Annotated in this window: 26 protein-coding genes and 1 tRNA gene; 9 read left to right on the top strand and 18 right to left on the bottom strand. The window is 65.9% G+C overall.

The window, feature by feature from the left end:
- Positions 1-7: 7 nt before the first annotated feature.
- Entirely contained in the window at positions 8-1,360 is a 1,353-nt protein-coding gene (locus QX204_RS09555; RefSeq protein ID WP_301906231.1) for a lanosterol 14-alpha demethylase, read from the bottom strand.
- 96 nt (positions 1,361-1,456) lie between these two features.
- Positions 1,457-2,050: a TetR/AcrR family transcriptional regulator gene (locus QX204_RS09560; RefSeq protein ID WP_301906232.1), complete on the bottom strand. Its 594-nt coding sequence runs from the start codon at positions 2,048-2,050 to the stop codon at positions 1,457-1,459.
- Between the two features lie 117 nt (positions 2,051-2,167).
- Between QX204_RS09560 and QX204_RS09565 the strand changes: the two genes are divergently transcribed.
- From QX204_RS09565 to QX204_RS09585, 5 genes are read left to right on the top strand one after another with little or no spacing between them, the layout of a single operon-like run.
- Positions 2,168-3,637: an aldehyde dehydrogenase gene (locus tag QX204_RS09565; protein WP_301906233.1), complete on the top strand. Its 1,470-nt coding sequence runs from the start codon at positions 2,168-2,170 to the stop codon at positions 3,635-3,637.
- A gap of 36 nt (positions 3,638-3,673) precedes the next feature.
- Positions 3,674-4,423, top strand: coding sequence for an SDR family oxidoreductase (locus tag QX204_RS09570; protein ID WP_301906234.1), 750 nt, complete (start codon positions 3,674-3,676; stop codon positions 4,421-4,423).
- Positions 4,420-5,307: an NAD(P)-dependent oxidoreductase gene (locus QX204_RS09575; protein WP_301906236.1), complete on the top strand. Its 888-nt coding sequence runs from the start codon at positions 4,420-4,422 to the stop codon at positions 5,305-5,307. Before QX204_RS09570 ends, QX204_RS09575 begins: the two co-directional genes overlap by 4 nt.
- Complete coding sequence (locus QX204_RS09580; RefSeq protein ID WP_301906238.1) at positions 5,304-5,684, top strand: carboxymuconolactone decarboxylase family protein; 381 nt, start codon at positions 5,304-5,306, stop codon at positions 5,682-5,684. The genes QX204_RS09575 and QX204_RS09580 overlap by 4 nt, the downstream gene beginning before the upstream one ends.
- A gap of 45 nt (positions 5,685-5,729) precedes the next feature.
- A complete protein-coding gene (locus tag QX204_RS09585; RefSeq protein ID WP_301906239.1) occupies positions 5,730-6,218 on the top strand; it encodes a nitroreductase family deazaflavin-dependent oxidoreductase in 489 nt (162 codons plus the stop codon).
- A 4-nt stretch (positions 6,219-6,222) separates the two neighbouring features.
- Here the strand turns inward: QX204_RS09585 and QX204_RS09590 are convergent, their stop codons facing one another.
- Entirely contained in the window at positions 6,223-7,059 is an 837-nt protein-coding gene (locus QX204_RS09590) for an SDR family oxidoreductase (protein WP_301906240.1), read from the bottom strand.
- A gap of 105 nt (positions 7,060-7,164) precedes the next feature.
- Between QX204_RS09590 and QX204_RS09595 the strand changes: the two genes are divergently transcribed.
- Entirely contained in the window at positions 7,165-7,749 is a 585-nt protein-coding gene (locus QX204_RS09595; RefSeq protein ID WP_301906242.1) for a TetR/AcrR family transcriptional regulator, read from the top strand.
- Positions 7,750-7,753: 4 nt separating this feature from the next.
- On the opposite strand, the gene QX204_RS09600 is transcribed toward QX204_RS09595, so the two are convergent.
- Both QX204_RS09600 and QX204_RS09605 read right to left on the bottom strand, forming a co-directional pair.
- A complete protein-coding gene (locus QX204_RS09600; protein ID WP_301906243.1) occupies positions 7,754-8,551 on the bottom strand; it encodes an MBL fold metallo-hydrolase in 798 nt (265 codons plus the stop codon).
- A 9-nt stretch (positions 8,552-8,560) separates the two neighbouring features.
- Positions 8,561-9,031, bottom strand: a complete 471-nt coding sequence (locus tag QX204_RS09605; protein ID WP_301906244.1) for a grhN — start codon at positions 9,029-9,031, stop codon at positions 8,561-8,563.
- Positions 9,032-9,118: 87 nt separating this feature from the next.
- Here QX204_RS09605 and QX204_RS09610 point away from each other — a divergent pair, with 87 nt between their 5' ends.
- Positions 9,119-10,252 (top strand): helix-turn-helix transcriptional regulator, encoded by a 1,134-nt coding sequence (locus QX204_RS09610; RefSeq protein ID WP_367620171.1) that lies wholly within the window; start codon positions 9,119-9,121, stop codon positions 10,250-10,252.
- Position 10,253: 1 nt separating this feature from the next.
- Here the strand turns inward: QX204_RS09610 and QX204_RS09615 are convergent, their stop codons facing one another.
- The gene (locus QX204_RS09615; protein ID WP_301906246.1) at positions 10,254-10,829 is read right to left on the bottom strand and encodes a TetR/AcrR family transcriptional regulator; all 576 of its coding nucleotides are present in this window, start codon (positions 10,827-10,829) and stop codon (positions 10,254-10,256) included.
- Between the two features lie 224 nt (positions 10,830-11,053).
- Between QX204_RS09615 and QX204_RS09620 the strand changes: the two genes are divergently transcribed.
- Positions 11,054-11,461: a helix-turn-helix domain-containing protein gene (locus tag QX204_RS09620; protein ID WP_301906247.1), complete on the top strand. Its 408-nt coding sequence runs from the start codon at positions 11,054-11,056 to the stop codon at positions 11,459-11,461.
- A gap of 6 nt (positions 11,462-11,467) precedes the next feature.
- On the opposite strand, the gene QX204_RS09625 is transcribed toward QX204_RS09620, so the two are convergent.
- From QX204_RS09625 to QX204_RS09635, 3 genes are all read right to left on the bottom strand, one after another.
- Positions 11,468-11,839 carry a MaoC/PaaZ C-terminal domain-containing protein gene (locus tag QX204_RS09625; protein WP_301906248.1) on the bottom strand — a complete coding sequence of 124 codons (372 nt, stop codon included), beginning with the start codon at positions 11,837-11,839 and terminating at the stop codon, positions 11,468-11,470.
- A 167-nt stretch (positions 11,840-12,006) separates the two neighbouring features.
- Positions 12,007-12,507 (bottom strand): FAS1-like dehydratase domain-containing protein, encoded by a 501-nt coding sequence (locus tag QX204_RS09630; RefSeq protein WP_301906249.1) that lies wholly within the window; start codon positions 12,505-12,507, stop codon positions 12,007-12,009.
- Positions 12,508-12,555: 48 nt separating this feature from the next.
- Positions 12,556-13,050: a DinB family protein gene (locus tag QX204_RS09635; protein ID WP_301906251.1), complete on the bottom strand. Its 495-nt coding sequence runs from the start codon at positions 13,048-13,050 to the stop codon at positions 12,556-12,558.
- Between the two features lie 442 nt (positions 13,051-13,492).
- Between QX204_RS09635 and QX204_RS09640 the strand changes: the two genes are divergently transcribed.
- Positions 13,493-13,566: transfer RNA gene (locus QX204_RS09640), tRNA-Pro, on the top strand.
- A 43-nt stretch (positions 13,567-13,609) separates the two neighbouring features.
- On the opposite strand, the gene xerC is transcribed toward QX204_RS09640, so the two are convergent.
- From xerC to QX204_RS09685, 9 genes are all read right to left on the bottom strand, one after another.
- Entirely contained in the window at positions 13,610-14,725 is a 1,116-nt protein-coding gene (xerC, locus tag QX204_RS09645; protein ID WP_301906252.1) for a site-specific integrase, read from the bottom strand.
- Positions 14,726-15,047: 322 nt separating this feature from the next.
- Positions 15,048-16,745, bottom strand: a complete 1,698-nt coding sequence (locus QX204_RS09650) for a replication initiator (protein ID WP_301906253.1) — start codon at positions 16,743-16,745, stop codon at positions 15,048-15,050.
- Positions 16,746-16,783: 38 nt separating this feature from the next.
- Positions 16,784-17,431, bottom strand: a complete 648-nt coding sequence (locus tag QX204_RS09655; RefSeq protein ID WP_301906254.1) for a hypothetical protein — start codon at positions 17,429-17,431, stop codon at positions 16,784-16,786.
- Positions 17,428-17,604, bottom strand: a complete 177-nt coding sequence (locus tag QX204_RS09660; protein ID WP_301906255.1) for a hypothetical protein — start codon at positions 17,602-17,604, stop codon at positions 17,428-17,430. Before QX204_RS09660 ends, QX204_RS09655 begins: the two co-directional genes overlap by 4 nt.
- On the bottom strand, positions 17,601-18,278 hold the full coding sequence (locus tag QX204_RS09665) for a DNA cytosine methyltransferase (protein WP_301906256.1): 678 nt from the start codon (positions 18,276-18,278) through the stop codon (positions 17,601-17,603). The genes QX204_RS09660 and QX204_RS09665 overlap by 4 nt, the downstream gene beginning before the upstream one ends.
- Positions 18,275-18,469 carry a hypothetical protein gene (locus tag QX204_RS09670; protein WP_301906257.1) on the bottom strand — a complete coding sequence of 65 codons (195 nt, stop codon included), beginning with the start codon at positions 18,467-18,469 and terminating at the stop codon, positions 18,275-18,277. Before QX204_RS09670 ends, QX204_RS09665 begins: the two co-directional genes overlap by 4 nt.
- Positions 18,470-18,471: 2 nt before the next feature.
- Complete coding sequence (locus QX204_RS09675; protein WP_301906258.1) at positions 18,472-18,792, bottom strand: hypothetical protein; 321 nt, start codon at positions 18,790-18,792, stop codon at positions 18,472-18,474.
- A complete protein-coding gene (locus QX204_RS09680; protein ID WP_301906259.1) occupies positions 18,789-20,096 on the bottom strand; it encodes an FtsK/SpoIIIE domain-containing protein in 1,308 nt (435 codons plus the stop codon). Before QX204_RS09680 ends, QX204_RS09675 begins: the two co-directional genes overlap by 4 nt.
- Positions 20,096-20,320 (bottom strand): hypothetical protein, encoded by a 225-nt coding sequence (locus QX204_RS09685; RefSeq protein WP_301906260.1) that lies wholly within the window; start codon positions 20,318-20,320, stop codon positions 20,096-20,098. The genes QX204_RS09680 and QX204_RS09685 overlap by 1 nt, the downstream gene beginning before the upstream one ends.

Genomic DNA, 20,320 nt, shown 5'->3' on the forward strand with positions numbered 1-20,320 from the left:
CCCGCGCTCAGCGCTGCCTGCGGCGGTAACGGACGCGGCAGGGTTGCTCCAGCTGAACCACCATCTTCGAATGATCGTTGCGGTAGGTGTCCGAGGGCTGAGCGAGTTCGAACTCCCAGTCCCGCAACAGAATCGAGAAGATCGCCTTGAGCTGCATGAGTGCGAACGGCGCTCCGACGCAGCGATGCTTGCCCGCGCCGAACGGAATCCAGGTCCAGCGGTTGAGGATGTCCTCCTGGCGCGGATCGAGATAGCGCGCGGGATCGAAGGCGTCGGGGTCGGGAAAGTCCTCCGGAATCCGGTTGGAGACCGCGGGGGTGGCTGCGACCATGTCGCCCGGTGCGATCTGATGTCCGCACACCTCGAACTCCGCGCGCGCCACCCGCATGAGCACGATCAGCGGCGGATGCAACCGCAGCGACTCCTTGAGCGCGGCCTCCAGATTCGGAATCTGGCGCAGCGCATGGTGACTGACGTCGGCGCCGTCCGCGAAGAGCTGGTCGAGTTCGGCGACGACGCCGGCCATCGTCTCGGGATGACGCAGCAGTTCGATGATCGTCCAGGCCGCCGTGCCCGAAGTGGTGTGGTGGCCGGCGAACATCATCGAGATGAAGATGCCGGTGATCTCGCTGGCCGAGAACCGCAGTGCCCCGTTCTCGTCCTTCACCGAGATGAGGACATCGAGCATGTCGCGGTCGTCTTTGCCTTCGGGCGGATTCGCCTCCCGCTGATCCATGATCGCCTGCACCAGCTCGACCAGGGCGACGCGCGCCGCGTCGCGCCGGGTGAAGCTCTCGATCGGCGCGTACGGATCGACGTAGGCCAGGGCGTCGGTGCCCTGCTCTAGTTCGTGATAGAGGTGCGCGAAGCGCCCGTCGAGCTGATTGCGGAACTTCACGCCGATCAGACAGGCGGAGGAGGTGTAGATGGTCAGCTCGGCGAAGAACTCGAGCAGGTCGATCTCGCCCTCGTCGTCCCACTGGGCGACCATCCGGTCCACCTCGTGGGCGATGGTGCCCGCGTGCCCACGCATGTGGTCCGCGCGCAGGGCCGAATTGTGCAGCATCTCCTTGCGGCGTTCCGGCGGTGCGTCGAAGACGACGCCCTCGCCGAAGATCGGCTTCATGAACGGGTAGGCCGCGGCCTGATCGAGATCGTCGTCGCCGGCGCGGAAGAAGAATTCATTGGCTTCGGCGCCGGACAACAGGACGACATCACGTCCCGCGAGTTCGAAGGCCCCGACATCGCCGCACTCGGCGCGCACGCGCCGCATCAGGGCGATCGGGTCGGTGCGGAACTCGGCGAGGTGCCCGTGTTCTTCTTCGCCTCCGGATACGCGCTGCGGTTTGACCAGCGTCATTGGAACGTCCTTCCCGGAATACTGTCCAGACACTTGGTGGACATGTGTCTGGACAGTACTACGGAGGCGAGCGCGCGACAAGGCTCGATCGGCGCGTCAGTCGTCGGTGGCGGGCTCGATCATCAACCGGCGCGCACACATCTCGAGCAGATCGGCGACCTGCTCGTAGGACAGCAGGCCCATGCCGCCCTGTAGGAGTGCGCCCGAGTACAGCAGTTCGAGTGCGGCCAGGCGTTCCGGATCTTTCGCGCTGAGCGCTTGTTCGAGCCGGTGGCGGATCTCCATGCCGATGCGTACTCGCAGATGATGCACGTCGGGATCGTCGCCGAGCAGCGCGCTGCTGACCGCCCCGGCCAGCGCGGGCTCGTCGGCCACCAGCATCGAGACCTGTCGGAGGACGGCGACCACGCGCGTGGTCGCATCGGCATCGCCTGCCTCGAGCGGTGGCATGGCGACCAGTCGTCGCCAGAACACCTCCGAGATCAGGTGTTCCTTGGAGGAGAAGTAGGTGTACGCGGTGGCGGTGCCGACGCCCGCGGCCGCGGCGACGAGCCGGATCGTCGTCCCCGAGTAGCCCTCGCGGGACAAAACGTCGACAGCGGCGACAGTCAGGCGGTCCACGGTATCGGCCTGCTTCTCGGTCAGACGTCGGCGCGTTGCTTCGATGCCGGTAGGCGCGATTTCGGACATGTGTCCGGATGCTACTACAGTCGGGTGTACAGGCCAATGGACTGTATGGTCTTGCGTCTTGTCGATAAACCGAACTATATTCCGTACACCTGTCCAGACACGTATCGGAGCCTCGCTATGAACGGCCTCGTCCCTCCCGAAGGCACACCACTGTTGATCGGCGGCAAGTTGATTCCGGGTGGCTCCGGTGTCTTCGAGACAATCAATCCCGCCACCGAGGAGGTGCTCGGCTACGCCGCCGACGCCTCGGGCGCCGATATGGAGGCGGCCATCGCCGCGGCGCGCACCGCTTTCGACGAGACACCGTGGTCGCGCGATCCGGCGTTCCGCGCGCACTGCCTCCGTCAATTGCGTGACGTGCTCGTCGCGAACCTCGAGGAACTACGGGCGATCACGATCGCCGAGGTCGGCGCGCCGGTCATGCTGACCAGCGGCCCGCAGCTGGAGGGGCCGATCGCGGATCTGTCCTTCGCCGCCGACCTGGCCGAGAACTACGTCTGGGAAACCGATCTCGGCACCAGGGACCAGATGGGCATCTCCAGCCGTCGGGTCGTGCGCCGCGAGGCCGTCGGCGTTGTCGGCGCCATCACGCCGTGGAACTTCCCGCACCAGATCAACCTGGCCAAGATCGGGCCCGCCCTGGCCGCGGGTAACACCCTGGTGCTCAAGCCGGCTCCGGATACTCCGTGGTGCGCGGCCGTGCTCGGCCCGCTCATCGCCGAGCACACCGATATCCCGGCGGGCGTGATCAATATCGTCACCTCGTCCGATCACGGCATCGGCGCCCAGTTGGTCCTCGATCCACGCGTCGACATGATCACCTTCACCGGCTCGACCCAGACGGGGCGCTCGGTGATGGTCGGCGCGTCGGCCACACTCAAGCGCACCTTCCTCGAACTGGGCGGCAAATCCGCCGCCGTCGTGCTCGACGACGCCGATATCGCGACCGCCGCCAGCTACACCGCGTTCACGGTCGCCGTGCACGCGGGCCAGGGTTGCGCACTCACCACCCGGCTGCTGGTGCCGCGCGAGTCCTACGACGCCGCGGTCGCCGCGGCCGCGGGTGCGCTGCGCGGCCTGAAGGCCGGTGACCCGAACAAGCCCGGAACCGTCTGCGGGCCACTGATTTCCGAGCGGCAGCGGGCGCGGGTGGAGCGCTACCTCGAGAGCGCGCGCGCCGAAGGCGGGCGCATCGAGGTCGGTGGGGGCAGGCCCGCGGACAAAGAGCGCGGGTACTTCATCGAACCCACGCTCATCAGTGGGCTCGACAACTCCGCGACCGTCGCGCAGGAGGAGATCTTCGGGCCGGTGCTCGTCGTGATCGCCCACGACGGCGACGACGACGCGATCCGGCTCGCCAACGAATCGCCCTACGGTCTGTCGGGCTCGGTCTGGGGTACCGATCCGGACCGGGTCGAGCGCGTGGTCTCGGGGGTGCGGACCGGGACCCTGAGCGTCAACGGCGGGCTCTGGTATCACGCCGACGCGCCGTTCGGCGGTTACAAGCAGTCCGGCATCGGCCGTGAGATGGGCGTCGCCGGTTTCGAGGAATACCTCGAGACCAAGCTGATCGCCACCCCCGCCTGACCTCACCGAATCATCCACACTCAGGAGCTGAAAACCATGGCACGTTTCACCGGTCGTACCGCGATCGTCACCGGCGCGGCGCAGGGCATCGGCGCGGTCTACGCCGCCGCGCTCGCCGCCGAAGGCGCCAATGTCGTCGTCGCCGATCTCAATGTCGAGCGCGGCGAGGAGGTGGCCAAGCAGATCGTCGCCGACGGCGGGTCGGCGGCCTTCCGTCGCGTCGACGTCGCCGATCCCGAATCCGCCGCCGCACTGGCGGAATTCACCGTCGCCGAGTTCGGCGCCATCAACCATCTGGTCAACAACGCGGCCATCTACGGGGAGATGAAGCTCGATCTGCTGCTCACCGTGCCGTGGGACTACTACAAGAAGTTCATGGGCGTGAACTTCGACGGCGCGCTCAATGTGACGCGCGCGGTCTGGCAGCCGATGATCGCGGCGGGCGGCGGCTCGATCGTCAACCAGTCCTCCACCGCCGCCTGGCTGTACTCGGGCTTCTACGGGCTGGCCAAGGTCGGCATCAACGGCCTCACCCAGCAGCTCGCCACCGAGCTCGGTGGTTCGCAGATCAGGGTGAACGCCATCGCGCCCGGCCCGATCGACACCGAAGCCACCCTGACTGTCACGCCGGGAAACATGGTCAAGGACATGGTGAAGCGCATCCCGATCAAGCGAATGGGCACCCCGCAGGACCTGGTGGGCGCCTGCCTGTACCTGCTCTCCGACGACGCGGGCTGGGTCACCGGCCAGATCCTCAATGTCGACGGCGGACAGATCATCCGATGACCACCGAATCCACCAGTGCCCCGGTCGGTTTCATCGGCCTGGGCAATATGGGCGCGCCGATCGCGCGACGGCTGCTGGAATGGCCGGGCGGGCTGACGGTCTGCGATGTCCGCGCCGAGGTCACCGAAGCGTTCGTCGCGGCGGGCGCGCGGTCGGTCGCCGATCCGGCGCAGGTCGCGACGCACGCGCGCATCATCTGCGTGACCGTCATCGACGACGCGCAGGTGACCGAGGTCCTCACCGGCCCGGCGGGCATCCTCAGTACGGCGGCGCCGGGCACGGTCGTCGCGGTGCACTCCACCATCAGTGACCGGACCGCGCAGGAGTTGGCCGCCCGCTGCGCCGAGCACGAGGTCGAGTTCGTCGACGCGCCCGTCAGCGGCGGCGCCCCCGGCGCCACCCAGGGCAGGCTGGCGGTGATGGTCGGCGGCAGCGACACCGCAGTGGACCAGATCCGGGCGCCGTTCGGTTGTTTCGCCGACCTGATCGTGCACGCCGGTCCGGTCGGAGCGGGCACGCGCATGAAGTTGGCGCGCAACCTGCTCCACTTCATCTCGTTCGCCGCCACCACCGAGGCGCAGCGGCTCGCCGAGGCCGCCGGAATCAGTCTCACCGCGCTCGGCAAGGTGGTCCGGCACTCCGACGCGGTGACCGGTGGGCCGGGCGCGATCATGCTGCGCGACACCACCGCGCCGATCGAGCCGGACGACTTCTGGTTCCCCATCCTCGGTCACGTGCGCGATCTCGGCGAGAAGGACCTGTCGCTGGCGCTCGAACTCGGTGACCGGCTCGACGTCGACCTGCCACTGGCACAACTCGCCATCACGCGCCTAGCCGAGGGGCTCGGCGTCGCCCACCCCGCGCTCGACAAGGAGACATCATGACCACCGACGGAGAGACTAACGCCGACGTCCGCCGGCGTGGCCTGGCCAAGATGAGCGAGGTCTACGGCTGGGAATTCGCCGACGGCCCCGGCGACCATTTCGCCGTCACCGCCGACCATCTGTTCGCCGACATCTGGTCGCGGCCCGCGCTGACCGTGCGCGAACGGCGGCTGCTGCTGCTCGGTGCGCTCACCGCGCAGGGCAATTTCGACATCGCCGAGATCCAGATCGGCGCGGCCTTGCGCAACGGTGAGTTGTCCGAGGAGCAGCTGCGCGAGATCGCGCTGTTCCTGTGCCACTACGTCGGCTGGCCGTCGGGGACGACGCTCGACGGCACCGTCGGCAAGGTGATCGCGCAGGAGCGGCGCAAGAAATGACCCACACCGAACCCGGCCGTCCGCGACCGCTGTAGCGTGCGATCGATGGGTATGCCGAAGAATCAGCCGAAAGGGCTGAACGCGCCGATGACGACGCGGATCATCCGATACGGATCGCGCGCGCAGGCGTGGGTCTATCGCCGCACCAACGGGCGCGTCGGCGCGACCTGGCGGATCGGCGCCGGGTTCCGCAAGCCGGTACCGACCCTGCTGCTCGAACATCGAGGTCGCAAGTCCGGCAAGATCTTCACCGCGCCGCTGCTCTACCTCGTCGACGGCCAGGATCTGGTGATCGTCGGTTCCCAAGGCGGCCTGGCGAAGCACCCGCAGTGGTATCTGAATCTGCTCGCGGATCCGAACGCGCACGTTCGGATCCGCGCCGAGCACTACCCGGTGCTGGCCCGCGTCGCCGATGCCGAACAGCGGCAACGGCTGTGGCCGCGGTTGACCGAGCTCTACGCCGATTTCGATGCCTACCAGTCGTGGACGGAGCGGGAGATCCCCGTGGTGATCCTCTCCCGCACCGGCGCCTGAGCGGTCAGTCGGTCGCGAGCCGGTCGTCGTAGACGCGGCGGGCATCGCGGTCGACATCGATGAAGGTGCGGTGCACGCCCAACCGGCGTGCCATGAATTCGCCGATCGGGCGCGGAGTCAGCTTGTTGAAGGCGGCGAGCACGCCCGCGAGGCGGGTGACCGAGACGCGTCGTCGTGGCCGGGCGATCAGTGCCGCGACCGCGGCGGCGACGTCGGCGGGGTCGGCGAGCAAGGCGCGCGGCGCGCGGGTTCCGGTGATCATCTCGGTCTTGGTGAACGTCGGCAGGACCGCCGAGAACCGCACGCCGGTGCCGCGGTGCTCGAGGCGCATGGTTTCGGTGAAGCTGAGTACGGCCTGCTTGCTCGCACAGTAGGTGGCCATTCCCGGCGTCGGGTTCTCACCGGCCATCGAAGCCATGTTCACGATGTGCCCGCGGCCGCGAGCCAGCATCGACGGCAGCACGAGTTTGGTGCCGAGGGCGACGCCGTAGACATTGATGTCGAGAATCCGGCGGGTGATCTCGTCGGACTCCTCGATGAACCGGCCGACCGGCATGATGCCCGCGTTGTTGATCAGCACATCGATGGGGCCACAGGTCTTTTCGACCTCGGCGAGGAAGGTCGCGAACGAGGCCGGGTCGGTGACGTCGAGGTGTTGTGCAACCGTCGCGGCGATCTCTGTTCCGGTGTGGGCGACCGTGGTCGCGTCGATGTCGCCGATGGCGACGACCGATCCGGCGTCGACGAGCGCGCTCGCGACCGCCCGTCCGATGCCGCGGGCACCGCCGGTGACCACGACTACCTTACCGACGACGGACCTGGTGTTTCGTTCATAAGACATGTGTCCAGATACTATTCTGGACTGTATTCCGAATCAATCCCGGACAACCCGCCCACGCGGTGCGGTTCACCGAGGCATCGGAACTGCCGAGTAACATCCGGACGCATGTCTGAAAGCGATTCCATCAGCCTCGAAGCAACCAGGCGTCGATTGACCGGTAAGCAGGCCGACACCGTCGATCGATTGACCAGGGCCGCGCTGGTGGTGCTGACCCGCGATGGATTCTCCGGCATGACGATTCGCCTGGTCGCCGCGGAGGCCGGCGTCGCCACCGCGACCGCGTACACCTACTTCTCCTCCAAGGAGCACCTGGTCGCCGAGATCTTCTGGCGTCGCTTACTGGCCTCCGGCTCGCCCGCGAACGAGGATCCCGACCCGACCGTGCGGGTGCTGGCCGAACTACGCAACATCGCGCTACTGGTGGCCGAGGAGCAGGAGTTGTCCGGCGCGGTCACCGGCGCGCTCTTGGGCTCGGACCCGGACGTCGAACACCTGCGCACCCGCATCGGCATGGAGATCCGCAGCAGGCTCGCACGCGCACTCGGTCCCGACGCCGACAACGAGGTCATCGAATGGCTCGAGATGATCTACGCCGGCGCGCTGGTGCGGGCGGGCATGGGCTATGAGTCGTACTCCGAGATCGCCGACCGCATCGAACGGGCGGCGTTGCGGATTCTGCGCCCCGCCTGACCGTTCACGGTTCGAAGCTCGCCAGCATCTGCTCGAGAGCGGCCTGATCGGGACCGACGAACGGCTCTGCCTGCGGCGCCTCGGCAAGCATGTCCCAGTACTGCGATGTGCGTCCCGATGCGGGCGGAAGGTGAGTGCTAAGTATCCGTCGTGGGTCGAACGCGCGCACAGCCGACACCGTGGCAAGGTACTTTCTCTCGTCCACGGCGTGCACCCACGGACTGTCCACCGCCGCCCAGAGATGCTGCGCGGCGCGGATCTCGACCGACGGCGCGTACCCCACGTCGTCGGCGGTCGCGAGTTCGGCGCTCGGCATCGGAGCGCCGAAACAGTCCGAGGTGAAACATGATTCGCTGAGTTCGTCGTAGAACCCGACGGTGCTCGGGTTGTCGAACAGCGGTGGCCGGAACGCGGTGAGGCGGCGGTCGCCGACGTCGAGGGACTGCCCCGGATTCAGCAGATACACCCGATCCATCGGGACCGGTCGCGCGCACGACATGATGCCGACGCCGAGGAATGTCGTGATCAGCCGGGCGTTCGGGGCGGCGTCGAGCAGGTCGAACAGCGATCCGGTGTGGTCGCGATCAGGATGGGTGAGCCATATCCATTCCACGTCGGCGGGATTGATGACAGAACTCAGCGCCGCCATGAATCCGCGGTCGGGAAGGCTGAGTCCGGTGTCGACGACGACCGGTTCCGCCGCGTGCAGAACGTAGGCATTCACCGGAAGATGGCCGATACCCGGAACCTCCAGTTCATCGGCGAGAACAGTGATATCGGGCTGGATTCGATTGACACGCATGATGTTTCCTCATTCCTCGAAATCGATTCGAATGATCGAGCGCGCGATGACACCGAGATCGTCGGCGGTCGGGTCGTAACCACGGGTGACCTTCAGTCCGAGCTCGAACGGTCGGGCACCGTCGTCCATCGCCGCGCGCATCGCGGCACCGACTCGCGACGGTGTGGCATCGACCAGCACGGCGCGACCGTGACGGATATGCCCGCGATGGGTGACGGTGACGGGCGCGCCGCCGGCCAGATTGTGGCGCCACGGCCGCTCGGTGAAGATCAGCGTCTCGTCACCGACTCGATGCAGACAGACCGGGATCCGCAGACTGCGACCGGTGCGACGGCCGGTGAATTCGACCATTCCCTGCCGCCGGATGCGATTGCCGAGCCATCGGGTCGCCAACACGCGCCGAACCACAGGATTGATCAGTCGCATCAATTCCGGCGGCGGCGGACTGAGTCGCACATTCGTGGTTTCGGAATTCGTCATATATCGAGGTTAGGAGCATTCCGGTCCGAGCGGCATTCCACAAACGTGGTATTTCCCCTGGTCCGGCGACGGCCTACCGTTGATCGGGTGAGCACGGATTCGATGCGAAGCGCCGCCGACCAGATCGGGCGACTGTGTCGCGAGCCGCGTGATCTGGTGTCGCTGTGGCAGCAGGCGACAGAGGTGTTGGCCACCGCCGTCCCGCACTACTGGACGCCGTGCTGGTACACCCTCGATCCCGCGTCGTTGCTGATGACAAGTCACTTCCATCTCGGCCTCGCCGAGTTTCCGCCGCAGTGGCTGGCCGCGGAGTACGGCGAGGAACGCAACGGCATCGTCGACGTCGTCAGGTCGGCGACCGGATTGTCGACCCTGCACGACACCCTCGGCGGTGACCCATCCAAAAGTGAACGCTGGCAACGCAATATGACGATGGGCGGGGACCAGGAAATGATCGCGCGCCTGCGCACCCGCTCCGGTGAAGTATGGGGAGCGCTCGCGCTCTATCGCGAACCCGGCGCCGCGATGTTCGACCCCGCCGAGAAGGAATTCGTGGCGACCGTGGCGCCGACACTGGCCGACGGTGTCCGCCGGTCCCTGCTGATCGGGCAGGCGGACGAACCCGAATACGCGGATTCGCCCGGCCTGCTGGTCCTGGATTCGGCATTCGAGATCGAATCGGCCAGTGCGGGCGTGCAGCGTTGGATAGCCGATCTGCCCGACGGTGACTGGGATCGTCAGAAGCTGCCGAGCGCGGTAATCACCCTCGCCGCACGTGCGTTCGGCAACGCGGCCGAGGATCGCCCCGACGAGGTGCTCGTCTCGCGAGCGCTGTCCAGATCGGGCACCTGGGTGGTGTTGCACGGCGCCCGCCTGACCTCGACCGGGCAGACCAGGGTCGCGGTGATCATCGAACCCGCCCATCCCGGCCGCATCTACCCGCTGCTGATGTCGGCCTACGGGCTCACCGAGCGCGAGCGCGACGTCACCCGGTTGGTGCTGCAGGGCGCGTCGACCTCACAGATCGCCCGCGACATGACCGTCTCGGCACACACCGTGCAGCAGCACCTGAAGGCCATCTTCGACAAGACCGGCGTCCGCAGCCGCCGTGACCTCGTCGCCAAGGTGTTCTTCACCCACTACGAACCCCGCTTCCGGGACAACGAGCACCGCGTCACCGCCACCAAACCGGTCCGGGGCGGACCATGGCCGACCTACTGATCTAGGCGTCGACGGCGGTGGCGAGCAGTACGCGCAACTCGTCGACGACCTCGTCGAGCGGGGCGGTGGAGCGGTCGACACGGCACAGGATCACCGCCCCTTCGACGCCGGCGATCGCCATGGTGGCCAAGCGCGCCGCACGTGCCGGTTCGACACCCTCCGCGGTGATCGCGATGGTCAGGGTGTCGTGCCAACGGTGCAGGATGTTGGCGACCTCGGGTTGCAAGTGGCGGTCTTCGGGGGATCCGCCGACCGCCACCGACACCACCGGGCACCCCGCCTCGAAATCGGACGCCAGCAGTGTCGCCGTCCAGAATTCGGCGATCCCGGCCAGCACTCCGAGGGCGCCGCGATCGGCTGCCTCGGTGATGAGGGCGCTGATCGCATCGCCTGCGAGGGTGAGTGACGCGGTCATGATCTCGGCACGTCCGCCAGGAAAGTGGTGGTATACCGAGCCGCGCGGAGCGCCACTGCGCGCGAGCACCGCGTCTACGGTCACCCCAGCCGCACCGCGCTCGCCCAGAAGTTCGATCGCACCGCACAGCATCTTCTGGCGCGTCTCGGTACGGGCTCCCACCGTCAGGCCTCCTTCACCGGCGCTGTGCGCACCTCGATACGGGCGGGACATCTACTCTGCAGTTTTGCATAGAGCAGGGCACTGTCGAGTCGGCGGTCGTCATGCCGAACAGACTGCCTGTCGAGTTTCTGTGATGAGGTCCGCAAGTTTGCTAGGACTATTGCCGGAAACACAGTCCGCGCCTCATGATGGTTCTCTGATCAACATGACGCCGAGGAACCGCTGTGACGCACTTCGCCACCCGCCTCAATGAGCTCTTCGACAACCCATCGGAGCCGGACGTGCGTTTATGCACGAACCGCCACGTGGCGCGCATGCTGCAGGCGGCCGGTCACCGCATCTCCGCACCGTATCTGTCACAGCTGCGGTCGGGGCATCGCGACAACCCGTCCCCGAAAACCGTGGCGGCGTTGGCCGAGTATTTCCAGGTCACCCCTGATTACTTCTTCCTCGCGGCGAACCGTCCGGAGTCCGACGATCACACGCTCATCCGCGAGCTGGAACTCGACGAGCCGCGCGCACTGTTGCTGCGTGTCGTCGGATTGTCGCGCGAGGCCATGGACATCCTCGTCACGATGGCCGAGCGCCTTCGCGTGAGTGACGGATTGCTCGCCGTCAGCCTCGACAGCTGAGACGCGCTATCGATCCGCGCACTCGATCACGGCTACCGCTCGCCCGAAGATCCGCTTGCCGTCCTGTTGTGCGGTGAGGGCGATCGTCGCGGTCTTGCGGTCGGGATCGAAAGCCTTGACTTTGCCCGTGTACTCGACCGTTGCCCCGCTGTCGGGCACGGAGACCGGGCTGGTCAGGCGCACCGCGTATCCGGTGACCACGCCGGGATCGCCTGTCCATGAGGTCACATACCCGGCACCTATGCCGACCATCAGCATGCCCTGTGCGACAGGCGATTCCAGCTCCACCGATGCCGCCGCTGCCTTGCTCCAGTGAATGGGGTTCGGGTCGCCCGCCACGCCCGCGTAGTTGACCAGATCGCCGAGCCTCACGGTCACGACTCTCGACGGAAGCTCGTCGCCGACTGCTACCGCGCTGAACGGCACCATATTCCGGTCCGGGTTCACGGTTGTCGCCCGAAGGTGTGGCGCAGGATGCTCGAATGCGTGGTGCTGTCGTGGAATCGACGTGCCGTGGCGGAAGTTCTGCATCAGCAATCCGTCGCCTATTCGCGTCGCGGCGATATTCGCCTCCGACCGGCCGACGAATGACGTGCGTGTGGGGAGATGATCCGATCGCCGTACTGGTCGACGACCGAACACTTGATAGCGAAGAGGGTGCCTCCGAACGCCTTTCGGAGCCCATCGAGCTCGACCTCGAAGCGCAACGAGTCGCCCACGAGGATCGGCCTGCCGACGGTGAGGGAGTAGTCGGTCTGCGTGATCCGGCTGAAATCACAGCCCTGGACGACGCGATCGAACATCTCGAGCTGGGCGAGAAGCGCTGGTACCGAGACGAAGGTCAGTGGCGCGACGAGACCTCCGTAACCGCGGTCGACGGCCGTTCGCTCGCAGTGGTGAACGGGATGGTCGTCCTGAACCGCGCGGGCGAACTCGCGGACCTTCTCGCGCCCGACCACATAGCAGTCGCCGGTTCGATAGGACTGCCCCAGCGTCGAGGATGCGACCGAATCGGGCAACCCGGAGTCGTCTGGGGTTGTACGCACTTCCCTAAGGTAGCTATCGGTTAGCCAGGCCCACGATATTTGCGGCTCTCAGAGTGTCGTCAGTGGATGGTCGATCTGCTCACGGAGAATGTCGCCGTGACCTGCGTGGCGGGCGAATTCCTCGATCATGGCGAGCAGGGTCCATCGCATACTGACCGTCCCTTCGCGGGGATTGTCTTTCGTCTCGTCGAGGTCGAAGCGGGCGGCGATCGCCCGTGATCGCGCGCTGGCCCGTTCGAACTCGACGATCACGTCGGCCAGTGATTCGTCGTCGGCAACGACGAAGGTGCCCTCGTCCCGGCTGGAGTACCCGTCACATTCGGCCGCGTCGAGTCCCGCCCAGAACCGCTGGAACCAGATCCGCTCCGCCGCGGCGGCATGTTTGATCAAGGAGATCGGCGTCGTCAGTGATGTGACGAGCCGTCGGCGGGCGTCGTCGTCGGACAGGCCGTGTGCGGTCGCGATGAGCGCTGCACGGTTGCGATCGAGCGTGCTCTCGATGATCGCTCGCTCGGAGCCGGTGGTAATCGGGTTGGTAGACATAGACTTTCACTCCATTCTCTTGCTGATCGAAGACTCGGCGAAGTCGGGTAATCGGCAGGGCTCCGGTTCGGCCACTGGTTACGAGGGCGGGTGCAGCGCGCTCAATGAGCGGTGTCGAAGAACTGGGGGAGAGGTACATCTGAAGCGCACGTCGCGGATGTGCGCTCAAGAAGGCGATGCGGGTCGATCTTCACCGCAGCCGGGGCAGTTCGGTCACCAAAGGACTCGATGCTGCCTGATACGAGTATGTCACATTGTCGACCCGGCTCCGAGCTTCCCGGAACCACATGGGACCCCGATGATCTCGGCACCCACCGTCACGCTCCACCGCACCTCTGCTGACCGCTCGTCCAGGTTGGAAAAAGGCGCATCTACCAGCCGATTAGTACCTTCGCCAAGGCGTGAGGTAATCTTTTCGAGCACCCGGAGACGGGCGCAAGAACGGGCTGTGGCGCAGCTTGGTAGCGCACTTGACTGGGGGTCAAGTGGTCGCAGGTTCAAATCCTGTCAGCCCGACAGTGAAAACCCTCTCTGACCTTGGTCGGAGAGGGTTTTGCTGTTAGCCCACCACACGGAGAGCGGGACCAGAACGGGACCGAAGGTGGTTCGAGAGCTTGTCGCCGGCATCGGTGACCTCCCGCCGGTCCGGGTGTAGATATCGCTCAGTTGTTCGGCTGTCGGCGTGCCCCGCGATCTTCTGGAGCAGGTGCAGACTCACCCCGGCATCGGCCATCCACGTGAGGCCGGTGTGCCGGAGGTCGTGGCGTCGCAGGTGTTCGTAGCCGAGTTTGGTAACCACTTCGTCCCAGTGCGTGGCATCGCGCAGAACGCCGGTAGCTATCCGTCCACCGCGCGGGCCGACGAACAAACGAGCATCGGCGTTGTCTTCACCGACGAGGGCAATGCGGTCGAGGACCAATTGTCGAACTTCCTCGATCAGCGGGACGTAGCGGCGGCGGTTGCCCTTGGTTCCCTTGTCGTCGAGTCCGCCGGGACCGGGCGTGGTCTGCCGACGAACGGTCCACGTCCACGTCGCGGTATCGATATCACCGACCCGGCACCCCGACACCTCACCGATCCGTGACGCCGTGCACGCGGCGAAGGTGACGACATCACCCCAGCCCTGGTACTCGTCGGCGGATCGAGCCACCAACGCATTGGCCAGCGTCACCAGGGTCGACCAGTCCGGAAGCGCCAACGACCGCGGGTCATCGAGCTCGTCCTCGATCTGGGCGTAGAGCTTCTGCCATCCACGTACCTGGGCGGGGTTGTCCGTCCTCAGTCCGTCACGCTTGGCCTGTTCCATGACCCGAACCAGCACAGCCAGAGTGTTTTTGACACTCGACTTGCCCGACCCATCATTGATCCAGCCGACCACCGCACGGTCGATCGCGCCATTGGTGATCATCCCGATCGGGATATGCCCCAACGACGGCACAACGCGCATCCGCCATCCGCAGCCATAGGGGTCGGTGGTCTTCTTCTCGAGGCCGCGCAGCGCCAAGTCCATATTGGCGTTTCCGTAGTCGGCCAGAGACATCGTCGCAGTCTTCGGATCGATGCCCTGCATAGCCAGACGCTGCATCCGGTCGATCCACGCCTGGGCTTCTTCGCGAGTTTCGAACGGCTCGGTGACGGTCGGCCGTTTCTTCGTCGCCGGTTCAGTCCACCGCACGCGGGCGCGAAACGGTCGTTTGCCGTAGTCGCTTCGTTCTTCGATGTCCACTGAAAGCTTTACGCCCACAGGGATATTCACGCGTTGCGCCATTACGCTGCTGCCTGAGTCGGGTCCGTGCGCAGGCTCAGGAGCCACATTTCCACGTCGGCGGCGCTGTACTTCACCACGCGGGGTGATACCCGGATGTAGGCCGGTCCGCAGGGTGGATTGGCGGTACGCCAGCGCCGCAGGCTCGAACTATCGATCCCGAGGACGGTAGCGAGTTGGGCGGTTGTGTACCACCGGCCGTCTACTAGATGAGTCATCATCGTCTTCCTTCCTACGCTGCCGATTGCTGAACGAAAGTCGGTTGGTCTGGCGGGTTGTCGCCCATGGCCAGGCGGGCAGCGGTGTATTCGACCCGCCATTTCGAGCGCGCATTCACCAGCGCCATCACGAGGTGTTCACGCGGAGGTGCGTCCGGATCGCCAGGTGGGACCGGATACACACGAACGTGCGAGCTATCTGGCTTGACGATGCCCACCGCCGCGAGCTGTTGCCGAACAAATTCCGCGCGTTCGGCCTTGTGATCGGGCAGGGTTTTGCCGGTCCACTTCTTCGAGTTCAGGACTCGTCGACCAGGCAGGCCGAGGGTGTCGCGGCGGTGGGCTTTGCCCTTGCAGTAGCCGGGCTGGGTCTTCTCGCTGGCGCCCTTGGGAACGATGCCGTAGCGCAACCACACCCCGCACTTGTCCGAGCACGGCGTAACGCACATCTCCGCGTGCAAACGGTCGTAGTGTTCGGCGACACGACGAGAGTCCGGTTCGAGCAGGTCAGCGACACTCTTGGTGAGGTACTTGGTCAGGTACCGCACCCGGCGTTCCATCTTGTCGGTGCCACCGAGGATCTGAATCGGCTTGGCCTGCACACCGAACCGGATCACGTGGGCCGGTTCGAGGTCGTCTACCTCGTCCATCACCGCCCGGGCGTCATCCCAGGAGGGCAACGGTTGACCGGTTTGCGGGTCAACGAAAGTGCCGGCGACGTAGTCCCATTCAGGCATCTGCCCGTCGTGGTAGACCGGCTTGTCGAAGTGGGGCCACCAGATCTGGCGGTAAGTCGCCGCAGTGACGGCCTTGAGCATCTTGTTCGACACCGACCCGCGAATAGCGAGGTGCAGGTGCGGGGCACCACGTTTCTGCGGTTCGACACTGGCGAAGTACTGCACATCCCAGCCGACAGCCCGTCGAAGGTTCTGCACCCAGCGATCGACCAACGCGGCGAAATGGATCGCGTCGCGGGCAGCACGGGTGTAGTCGTACGTCTCCGGATCGACGGGTGAGCCGTCGGAAACCATCTTGTTCTGCTTGGCGTCCCAGACCCTGTTGATCGCGCCGTAGCCATCGAGGGTCAGCGTCAGGAAGGTGGAGGGCTGGTAGCCGTTGTAAACCTGACCCAGGGTGCGCTTTTCGACCTTGCGACGAGGCAAGTTCGGAACGTCCTGGCGGCGGCGGGTGGACCTGGCTTTGCGGCGTGGCTTTTCATCCAGCGACGGGAACCGACCTTTGACACCGAGTTCACGCAGTTTCACGTCGATTTCGGCGACCTGTTCACGGATCGAGTCGGCGAGTTCGGTGTTCTCGTGTTCGCGTGCCTGGCGGAACTGGTCGAACAGTTTCGCGCGGGCAGTGAGCAAGTCTGTTTGCTCCTGAGTCGGCTCGACAGTCTCATCGACCGGTTCCTTACTCAGGCACCAACCCTCACGGAGCTGGTTCATCCGCAGGGTGCGGTACGCCTTGGCGCAGGCCGGGCAGATCGCTTCGAAGCGGCATTTGCACGGCGCACCGATGTAGGAGATCTTGCCGGTGGAATCGTCGACGGCACGCATCGGAATGACCCGAGCGCACACGCCTTCCTTCTCTGCTGCCGAGGCAGCGATGTCCTTGAGGGAAGGCATCGCGCGGCGCTGGGCGGCGGTGGTACGACCGAGGGAAGCCGCAGGGCCGGAGTCGGTGGCGTTGGTGGTGGTGGTGTCCATGGTGCGGCCTCCCTCAGCTAGGTGATCAATGGTGATGCTCATGCGGCTTTGCGAAGCGGCAGCGTCTTGAAACCGGCCATCGATTCGAAGTCGACGACGATCGGTTCAGCGAGCGAATCCGAACGGCGGAAGGTGACCTCGACGAGGCTGGCGCCGACGATCGCGACTCGGGCGTGCCGGGTGCCGAACGCGTGGGCCAAGTGCTCCGCGCGGTTCTCCCAGTCGCTGGGGGCGTGCCCGGGCAGCATCTTCACCCGGACCGTGTCCAACGATTCCCCGATCCGCACTCCCATCAGCCGCGGGACGCTCACCCGGTCGCCGTCCTTCTTGATCAGCAGGCAGGCATCCATGACCGCGGCCCAGCGGCGGCGGTAGCGGAACCAGGTCAGCCAACGGGACCGGATGCGACCGGTGAGCCAGCGCTCGAAGGTCTGCGGGCTCAAAACTCGCCACAGCACCATCCCCGCGACAGCCACACCGGCCAAGCCGACCCCGAACGGCCAGCCGTAGAACCATCCAGCCGCGATAGAAAGGCCGGCGGGGACCGAGAGCATCGGGAACAGCACCGCCAACCACACCAGTTGGACGGCGGCGACGACGATGGCGACCAGGAGGTTGCCAAGCATGTCCATGATCGCGTCGGCGAAGTCGGTGTCGTTCGTCGTCGTGGTGGTGGTCTTGTTCATCGGTGGGCCTCCGGATCGAGATCGGACACGGGAAACAGCGGGAGTTGTCCCGGCGTGGGATCGGTCGGCAAGGTGACGATCCTCTTGCGACGTTTGCGGGTCTTGGCGGCAGCGGCTTGCACTACCGGGTTCGGCTGTCTGCGAGTGCTTTTGGGTGTGTCGCCGGTGTTCATGCCGCCTCCAGACCGGTGGTGTTGTCGAGGTGGTCGAGCAGGTGCAGGCCCAGGTGATGGGTGTACGCGGGTGGGATGGCTTGGGCCAGTTCGGAACCGGTCATCCAGTCGATGCCCATGCACGCCGGACCCAGCCAGGAGCCCACGTCGCCGGTGATGGAGATGTTCATGCCGGCGTCGAAGTCGCGGCGACGCTTTTTGGTCGAGGTCCGGGCGGTGTGGGCCGGATGCCATGGCACTGCGGGCAACCACGGGATCCGGGTATCGATGGCGAATTTGCGGTGCCGGTAGGTCCGTAGCCCGAACATCGACCCACACAGCACCGCGTCAGCGCGCATATCCGCACCCATGACGTTCTCCACCACCCACGGCACCGGCTGCGCGGCAAGCAGATCCAGGGTCGCCCCGAGCAGCCATCCCGAACCGTTGACCCCGGCACGCGAGGACAGTGGGGTGTGATCGTGGCAGGGCGGAGACGCGGCGATGGCGTCGAACTCGTGGCCGTGAGCGGTCAGGAATTCCAGAGCGTCACCCTGAACGAAGGTGAACGGGTAGCGCGGTTGCGGCTCGATGTCCACGCCGGTCACGTCGAAGCCCGCACGGTGGTAGCCCATGGACGCGCCACCGGCCTTGCAGTACAGGTCGAGCAGGCGGGGACGAGATGAGCTGTTCATGCCGCGTCATCCCAACCATCGGAGCTGTAGTCGTCCCATGCCGGCGGGGTGCCGGTTTCGGCGAGCATGGTCACGGCCACGGCGATCGGGTCCAGGCCACGAGCTTCGGAGCGGCACCGGCTCCGGGCGGCGAAGTCGATCACGTCAGCGAGGCCGTTGTCGGTGCGGGCGGTGGTGTTCTTGCGTGCCATGGTCAGTTCTCCTGGGTGAGTTCGGATTTGGTGATGCCGCAGGTGTTGCAGGCGGCTTCGGCTGTGGAGGCGGGCCAGATCGCCTGTTGCCAGGTCGGCGGCCAGCGGTGCCCGTTCGCTTCGCATTCAGCGGTGGCCGCGCAGGCGTCGCAGGTGATCCGGTCGCCGTCGTAAGCCCAGCCGCCGAGCTTCACGCCGAGGAACGACACGGCCTGGTTGGTGGAGTCGAAGCAGATCGACTCGCCATCGGCATCGGTGAGGACATCCCCGCAGGTATCGCAGTAGATGACGACATGGGATTCGGTGATCAGGCCGCGTTTCATGCCGCCCACCCCTGCTCATCGTCTTCGCCGGGTATGTGGTCCGGGTCGAAGGTGGTCGGGTCGAAATCGTCATCCACGGTCGTCGGAGGGGTCATCGGGATCGGGGCGTAGGCGTCCACGATGGCGTCGGCCTGGTCGTCGGAGATCCAGAAGGCGCGGACCCGAACGAACTCGGTGGTGCCGTCTTCGCCGACGTAGCCGACACCGGGTGTGGTGTCGGGGATCTCGTGGCACAACGCCCCGCGGTCTTTCGCGCCTTGGCCGTGGACCATCGCGGTCTGGGTCGGCTCGTCCAGACGCAGACCCACTCGGACCGGAAACAGTTGCCTGTTCGGCATGGTCTCTTTCGACGGGTCCTGCAATGCCGCGATCACCGATACCCCGACCGCGCGGCCTTTCGACAGCAACAGGCCGGTGAGCTGGCGGAACTGTTCCTGCTGCTCACGAGTCGCGTAGGACGAGAGCGCGGCGGCCTCGTCAATGATGATCAGGATCAGCGGCTCATCGACAGTCGGAACATGTTTGCGGACACCAGCGGCGCGCAGTCGGGCAGCGCGTTCGTCCATCACCGACACGGCTTCGGTGAGCATCGCCAAGATGCCGTCCGCGGTCGTTTCGAACCTGATCCACAGCCGTTCCCCGCGGCCGAATTCCATGCCGCCCTTCGGGTCTGCCATCCACACATCCACGAACCCGGCCTTGATCGCGGGGCCGATGCCGTTGATCAGCGACCACAGCACCGAACCTTTGCCCGAGCCCATCGCCCCGGCGAGCAGGATATGGGCGTAGAGCACACGCAACAGCCAGGTCCGGCCGTCCTCGCGAATCCCTACCGGAACGGCTTCCAGATCGACCCCGATCGAGGCGACACCGGGCGCGGTGACCGAGGCGGCGAGGGTGTCGAAGGTCCGCAGTTCCACCCGCAGGAAGCCCGGCGAGGTTTGGGAGACAAGAACTTTCGGAACGCCGAGGTACTGCGCGAGTGCGTCGGTGGTTTCGTCGTTGGTCCAGTCCGAGAGTTTTTGCCCGCCGACCATTTGCACGTCGATCGCGGCTCCGGACTCGATCAGTTCGGCCGACAACACGTTCGGCCAGTTCCCCTCGGACCCGAGGCCCAGCACCGGCCACATCAGCGACAGGTGGCGGGCATCGGTGAGGATCAGCGCGGCGGTGCGCAATTCGGCCGGCACTCCGTCGAGGGGGTCGACCTGCTGGCCGGGGTGGATGACGCCGTCGAGGTGACGCCACCACAGCAACACACCTGCCGCGATGACCGTCGACAGCGCGACAATGGTCGTGACCATCACGCCACCACCCGCAAGGACGAGGTGCGAGCATCCAGCGCCTCAGCGAGCTTGTCCACCAGGTCAGCGGCATCAGCGAACGTGAGCAGCAGGCAGGAAGCACCCAGCTTCACCTCCACCGTGTCGAACCGGTGGACAAACTTTGCGTCGATCGCGTCGACCTCACGCAGGGCGGCCTTTTCGCCCAACGGGATCAGAACCGAATGCGGCAACGGATATTGCAT

It is taken from the genome of Nocardia sp. PE-7 (assembly GCF_030486425.1).
GTDB lineage: Bacteria > Actinomycetota > Actinomycetes > Mycobacteriales > Mycobacteriaceae > Nocardia > Nocardia salmonicida_A.